This is a genomic window from Paraburkholderia mimosarum LMG 23256 = NBRC 106338 (assembly GCF_000739815.1).
GTDB lineage: Bacteria > Pseudomonadota > Gammaproteobacteria > Burkholderiales > Burkholderiaceae > Paraburkholderia > Paraburkholderia mimosarum.
Window position 1 is genome coordinate 1 of the sequence record NZ_BBJJ01000155.1, and the last position, 5,870, is coordinate 5,870.

General features: G+C 61.5%; 4 protein-coding genes. 3 read left to right on the forward strand and 1 reads right to left on the reverse strand.

Annotation, left to right across the window (positions count from 1 at the left end):
- Positions 1-32 precede the first annotated feature (32 nt).
- On the reverse strand, positions 33-3,062 hold the full coding sequence (locus BMI01S_RS35605) for a Tn3 family transposase (RefSeq protein ID WP_042292655.1): 3,030 nt from the start codon (positions 3,060-3,062) through the stop codon (positions 33-35).
- Positions 3,063-3,166: 104 nt separating this feature from the next.
- Between BMI01S_RS35605 and BMI01S_RS35610 the strand changes: the two genes are divergently transcribed.
- The 3 genes from BMI01S_RS35610 (at position 3,167) to BMI01S_RS35620 (ending at position 5,818) form a co-directional block, all read left to right on the forward strand.
- Positions 3,167-4,858: a site-specific integrase gene (locus BMI01S_RS35610; protein ID WP_028233026.1), complete on the forward strand. Its 1,692-nt coding sequence runs from the start codon at positions 3,167-3,169 to the stop codon at positions 4,856-4,858.
- A gap of 59 nt (positions 4,859-4,917) precedes the next feature.
- Entirely contained in the window at positions 4,918-5,181 is a 264-nt protein-coding gene (locus tag BMI01S_RS35615) for a hypothetical protein (protein WP_028215708.1), read from the forward strand.
- A gap of 64 nt (positions 5,182-5,245) precedes the next feature.
- Positions 5,246-5,818 (forward strand): hypothetical protein, encoded by a 573-nt coding sequence (locus BMI01S_RS35620; protein ID WP_028233025.1) that lies wholly within the window; start codon positions 5,246-5,248, stop codon positions 5,816-5,818.
- Positions 5,819-5,870 lie beyond the last annotated feature (52 nt).

The following is a 5,870-nucleotide window of genomic DNA, read 5'->3' on the forward strand; positions in this document are numbered from 1 at the left end:
GGGGATCCACGCCGGAACCCTCGAAAATTCCGTCACTCCAGTTCCAGGCCCGAAATGAGTGCATCCAGGTCGATCGTCTTGCCGTTGCTTTGAAAGGTATAGTGCCCGTTGAGCAGGATATGTCGCCATGCCGCCGGCGAAATCTGAGTGATGAGTCCCAGCGCCTTGCCGTTGTCCGCCGCCTCGTACTTCGTCACCAGCCGCGACAAGATTGCCGAGTTGTAGAAAATGATCGCGTTGGCAATCAACCGTGCGCACTGGTTGCTGATCTCGATTTCAATGTCGGTGCGGCCGGTCAGTTCCTTTTTGCCACCGACCTGGGCGATGGCCGATCGTAGCTGATGGTAGGACTCGAGACGATTCTGCGAGCGGTGCACGTTGCGTTCCAGTTGAGGATCGCGCAGGTAGCGCAGCGTGTAGATACTGCGGATGAGCTTGTCGAACTCGAAGATTGCGCGCCGCGTCGGGTTCGTCGTGGTGTAGGTGCACAGCTTGCGGATCAGCGTGCCCTGTGTCATTTCCTTCAACCCGAGGGTGGCAACGATTCGGTCGATGTTCGGCTTCTCGCGATTGATGAGATCACAGTCGATTTTCCCGACTGGCCGAATCAGGCACTCCGCGTACTGTGCCGGATCATCAGCGCAGTAGAGCTCTTTCAATCGCGCGTTGAGGTCGGTGAAGCGGGGTTCGAAGCGCCGGCCGAACCAGTGCAGGATGGCGAAATTGGCCTTGTTGACGCTGTGCATGTCGCCGGTGATCGCGGTCGGCATGATGTCCGACGTGTTGCGATACCAGATGTCAAACACGTGATGAGCCTCGTAGTCGTGTGCGCCAATCAGGTAGCCGTTGAGCGGCACGTGGTTGCACAGCAGCGTGTAGGCGACCACACCCTTGCCGCGTCCGAAGTATTTGCGCGAATAACGCGCCTTTACGGTCGGCCGCTCGACGCCGAACTTCTGCCCGTCTACGGCACCGTACAACGTGTCGATGCCGAACGAGTAATACGGGAAAATCGGTAGCGCGGCGATGGCGTTGCTGATGCAGTCGTTGGCCGCGTGCAGCGTTGCCTGACGCAGGTACTGCTGATAGGCGCTCTCCAGCACGTGATATGGGATGTCGCTGGTACGCGCCATGACCTGGTTGCCGTGGTTCATCGCTTGCGCGATGATGACTGCCATCAGGCTGTCGGCGTCGGCGACCTTCTTCGCATAGCGCGGCTGCATGGGCGTGAGCGCCGACAGAAACTTGCACTCGTCGTTGACGAAGCGAAACACGTCGGCCACATCGCAGAACGGAAGTTTCCCGTAGAACGCTTTTTCGCGCGTCTTCTGGTTCTCGCTCCTGGGCTTGCGCCAGGTCAGCTTCTGCGTGTCCTTGTCGTATTCGAGGTGCGTCAGTTTGCCCTGTTTCAGCTCGCGGTTAAACGCCAGCCACTGCGTGCTTAGTTCGGATACCAGAGCATCGAGTTGGGCATCGACGGGTTGCTGCAGGAAGGGGATGTCCATCTGCGCGAGCACATCGACCTTCCCGTCCAGCGAGACCAGCTCGTCGGAGAAATGCCGGTGTTGCAGGCTGTCGTCGAGGTAGAGTTCACCCGATTGGAAGCGCTTCCTGATCTGGCGGTACAGCCAGAATTCATAGCGCTCAGCGTGCAAGCCGGTTGGTTTGCCGTCGGCATCGAAGGTCAGGAGGTACGGCCGCAAACGTTTCGGAAGCGTCGCCGAAGGACACTCGTCGAGCGGCCGTTGCGACAGCTGCTGCTGTCTGGCGAAAACGCCTTTGGCCCAGGCCAGCGCGGCAAGCCACGGACTGTCCGGACTGGAGCCAGAGAGGTCGAGCGCAACGTACAGCGGACGAAGATGGCGGCGAATGCGGTTGGCCAGGCCGTCCACCGCTTTCCACTGCAAGGCCAGCTTGCTTGCCGGTTTCACGCTCATACGCTGCGCCGTGGTTTGCAGCGTATCGCGAGGCATGATCTTGTAGGCGCGCTGCCGTACCTCGCCGAAGGGCGTGGGATCAGTCACGCAATCGTCAACATAGAGTGACAGCAGGCGGCCTACCCGCGGCGTTTCCTGCTGACGGCGTACCTGCTCGTCGGCAAAGGATTGTTTTGCACCCGCGCTGCTTTCGTCCTCCAACTGTTTCATGTGGTACGCCATTGCATCGACCAGGTTGTCGGAGAGCTGCCGGTAGCGTACCAAGGCGTAGCACAGCAGGTAGAGTTGGGTCTGGTCGGCCTTCAGATTGCGCAGGTCGTGGACGGTGTAGAAGTTTGCCAGGCTCGCGTAGTACAGCAGGTTCTGCTGTGAGACGCCGAGCTTTGGCAGCAGTGCCTTGGCGATGGCGTGCAGTGGCTCCAGCGTGGCGCGCTTTTCGCGCTCGCGGACCATCTGGCGCCAGCCGAAATTCTTGGCGTCCTGCTTGAGCGCCGCCAGTTGCGACAAGGTGTCATCACGCACCAGAAGCTGGCTCAGCGCGGCCTTGGCGGATTCATCCAATGCTTGCGCCAGCAGGCAGCCCAAGCGGCGGCGCTCGGCCGATAGCGCTTCGCTGACCAATTCTTGCAAGGTCGCGTAGCCGGGCCGGATAATCTTGTGTTCATTGAGCCAAACGATTAGTTCGGCGGCGACGAACCCCGGCGTTACGTCGCGCCGCACGGTCTGCTCGGCCTGCTGCGCGAGCTGCGGCAAGACGGCGGCTGTCCAGGGACGGTAGCCGAATAGTTTGGCGATCTGCTCGCGCTGGGCGTAGTATTCATACTTGGTGATCGCCTTGCGTTCGAACGGCTCACCGCGGAAATAGCGGCTCAGCACGAAAGTGCAATCGCTGTCGACTTCATCCCAGTCGAAACGGAAGAAGGCGTGCTTGGCCTTGAAGTAGCCGATCTGCAAGAGGCAATAGACTTGGGCATGAAGACCCGGGCGGTTGCTGGCGAGCGCCAACTCGGTTTCCGTCAATGCCAGGTATTCCAGCTGCTGTGCATCATCGAAATCCGGCAGGCCATACAAGGCTTCCTGTTCGGCGTCGGATAAGACGCTGAGTCGCTTATTCTTTTTGTTCATCGGCTATTCTTTATCCTGAAAATGCGAGGTAATGAAAATTCGCGATTCTACAGAGATAAGAGTTATTATCTCTGTACAGTCGTTTTTGCACTAAACGCAATATCATGAAAACGCGCCTCACACTCCCGCCCGCCGCCGGCATCCCGACCGACTTCCCCGACGCCGACGCGCTGGCTGCGCTGCGTGCCTGGTACGAGGGCGCCTCCTCGCGTGACGCGGTCCGCCGCTACCTGCACGAGCGGCCCGGCCATGGCGAGTCTGCCCGCGGCGTCATCGGCCAGATCCGCCGGCAACTTGCACTTTATGCCCGCAGCCGGCAGCGGGCAGATCTGGCCACGCTGTTCGAGTGCCCGGCGCACAAGCGCAGGCATCACGCGCGCGTCACTACGCAGGCTGTCGAAACGCTACGCACGCTGCCTTCACCGACCCCGCAGATCGGAGACGACATTGCGCGCTGGCTGCCGGATCGCGCTACCCGCACCCTGTACGCGGCCGGTGTCCGGACCCTGGCCGATCTCACGGTACGGATTCCGCGTCGCCGGCAGTGGTGGATCGTCATTCCCGGTCTCGGCCCGGCCAGCGCCAGAAGGATCGAGGCCTTCTTTGCCGCGCACCCGGCGCTCACCGAACGGGCCCGCGCCCTGATCATCGCGGACCGGCAGTCCGTCGTGACGCCCTGGGAACAGCTGCGGCTACCACACGAGGTTGACGGGTCAGCCGGCGCATTCCGCGCACCGGCGTCGGGCTGCATCCTGGGCGTCGACAACGATTACGAGGCCATCCAGGCCTGGCTTGCGCTGCACGAATCTCCGGCCACGCAGCGCGCCTACCGCAAGGAAGCCGAACGGCTGATTCTCTGGGCCATTGTTGCTCGCGGCAAGGCGTTGTCTTCCCTGACCACGAAGGATGCAACCGACTACCGGGCCTTTCTGCGCAGGCCGACACCACGTGAACGCTGGGTCGGACCACCGCGGCCGCGCACGTCGCCCGACTGGCGCCCGTTCGTCGATAACCTCTCGGCGCGTTCGATCGCCCATGCGCTTGCCGTGCTCAACGCCCTGTTCCGCTGGCTGGTCGAACAGCGCTATGTCGTGGCCAACCCTTTTGCCGGCATCAAGGTGCGCGGCAGCAAGCGCGCGATGGCGCTCGAGACCACGCACGCCTTCACCGAAGGCGAATGGCTGCTCACGCGCACCATTGCCAACGGGCTCGAGTGGTCGTACGCCTGGCAGGCGGCTGCCGCGCAGCGGCTCCGTTTCATGCTGGATTTCGGATACGCGACCGGACTGCGGATCAGCGAACTGGCCAGTGCAACCTTGCGCAGTGTCGAGGCGGACGCTGCCGGCGACCACTGGCTGCACGTGATCGGCAAGGGCGGCAAGCCAGCCCGGGTGACCTTGACACCCCTGGCTCGCACCGCGCTGGACCGGTATCTTCAGGACCGGGGATTGCCCGTCAGCCGCGCGCACTGGAACCCCGCCACGCCGCTGATCGGCAGCCTGGACGCCGATGCTGACGGCATCAAGCCCCTGCGTCTGTGGGAAGTCATGCGCCGGTTTTTCAGGCACGCTGCGCAGACTATTGAAAACGACCATCCCGCGCTGGCTGAGAAACTCCGGCAGGCGACACCGCACTGGATGCGCCATACCCATGCAACCCACGCGATTGCGAAGGGCGTCGAGCTCAGTGCGGTGCGAGATAACCTTCGTCATGCATCGATTTCGACAACGTCGATTTATTTGCATACCGACGACGTGAAACGGGCACGTCAGTTCGGGCAGGCATTTACCGACTGAGCTCCCGGTCACAACACAAATACTGCGCTCCGCAAACGCCCACCCCACAGGTCTTCAGAATGAACATGCTGAAACATCGCCTTGCCGCGACAGACGACAAGCTGCAGGAGATCAAGACAGCCCGCAAGGCAGCCGCCAAGGCACAGCGCCAGCAGGTCAAGCAAACGCGCGCGGATCGCGAGCGAAAGATCGTGCTGGCCGGCGAGGCGTTGCTGCGCCGTGTCGACCGCGGCGAGTGGGATGTTGCGGATTTCCGCGCGATGATGGACGAGTTCCTGTTCCGTCCGGCAGATCGAGCGCTGTTCGATCTCGACGACGAGTAGCCATTGATGTTCGACGCCGATGAGCAACTGGAGCAGCGACTTTTAATCCACACCAGGAATCCTGATGCTGCCCACGCTACGCATGAACCGAAAATTTGTCGAGGCCCTGCTGGCCGAGCGGGCGCCTTGCTTTGCCATGGGGCTCGTCGCCGAGGGCCAAACGCGCTATGCCTGCCTGGCACTGCGTCCCGTCGACGATATTCCACAAGCCCTCACGCGCGGCGGCTTCAACTTCGGGCATTCGGTACGCGGCACCGACGACTTCGAAGTCGTGCATTTCGGCTTTGAGTTCTACGGCTATCGAATCTTCAACGCCCTGATCAATCCAGCCAATGCGATCGCCAGGACGATCCTGTCGCACATGATCGAGACGAAGGCGTTTTTCTTCTTTGGTATCAATCCGTCGGGTGGCGTGACGGTATTCAAGGCTGACATCGGCGAGTGCAGCCTGGACGGTATCGTGTCCAACCTCGAGCGCATCATGCGCTCGACCACGACCGATGCCCAGTACGATGTGGCGTTGACGGCCTTCAGCGACCATCCGGATCCGGTCGGGCCGATGCTACATTGGGTCTGTCGGGACTGTCAGGATGGCCTCGATCTGTCCAACAATCTCATCGAACTGCGGCCCGCGTGATAACCCGTCCGATGTTATGACGGAATTTTCGAGGGTTCCGGCGTGGATCACC

Excerpts from the sequence above, each read along its gene's own strand:
- BMI01S_RS35605 (WP_042292655.1), bottom strand. The coding sequence starts at position 3,062 with ATGAACAAAAAGAATAAGCGACTCAGCGTCTTATCCGACGCCGAACAG.
- BMI01S_RS35610 (WP_028233026.1), top strand. The coding sequence starts at position 3,167 with ATGAAAACGCGCCTCACACTCCCGCCCGCCGCCGGCATCCCGACCGAC.
- BMI01S_RS35615 (WP_028215708.1), top strand. The coding sequence starts at position 4,918 with ATGAACATGCTGAAACATCGCCTTGCCGCGACAGACGACAAGCTGCAG.
- BMI01S_RS35620 (WP_028233025.1), top strand. The coding sequence starts at position 5,246 with ATGCTGCCCACGCTACGCATGAACCGAAAATTTGTCGAGGCCCTGCTG.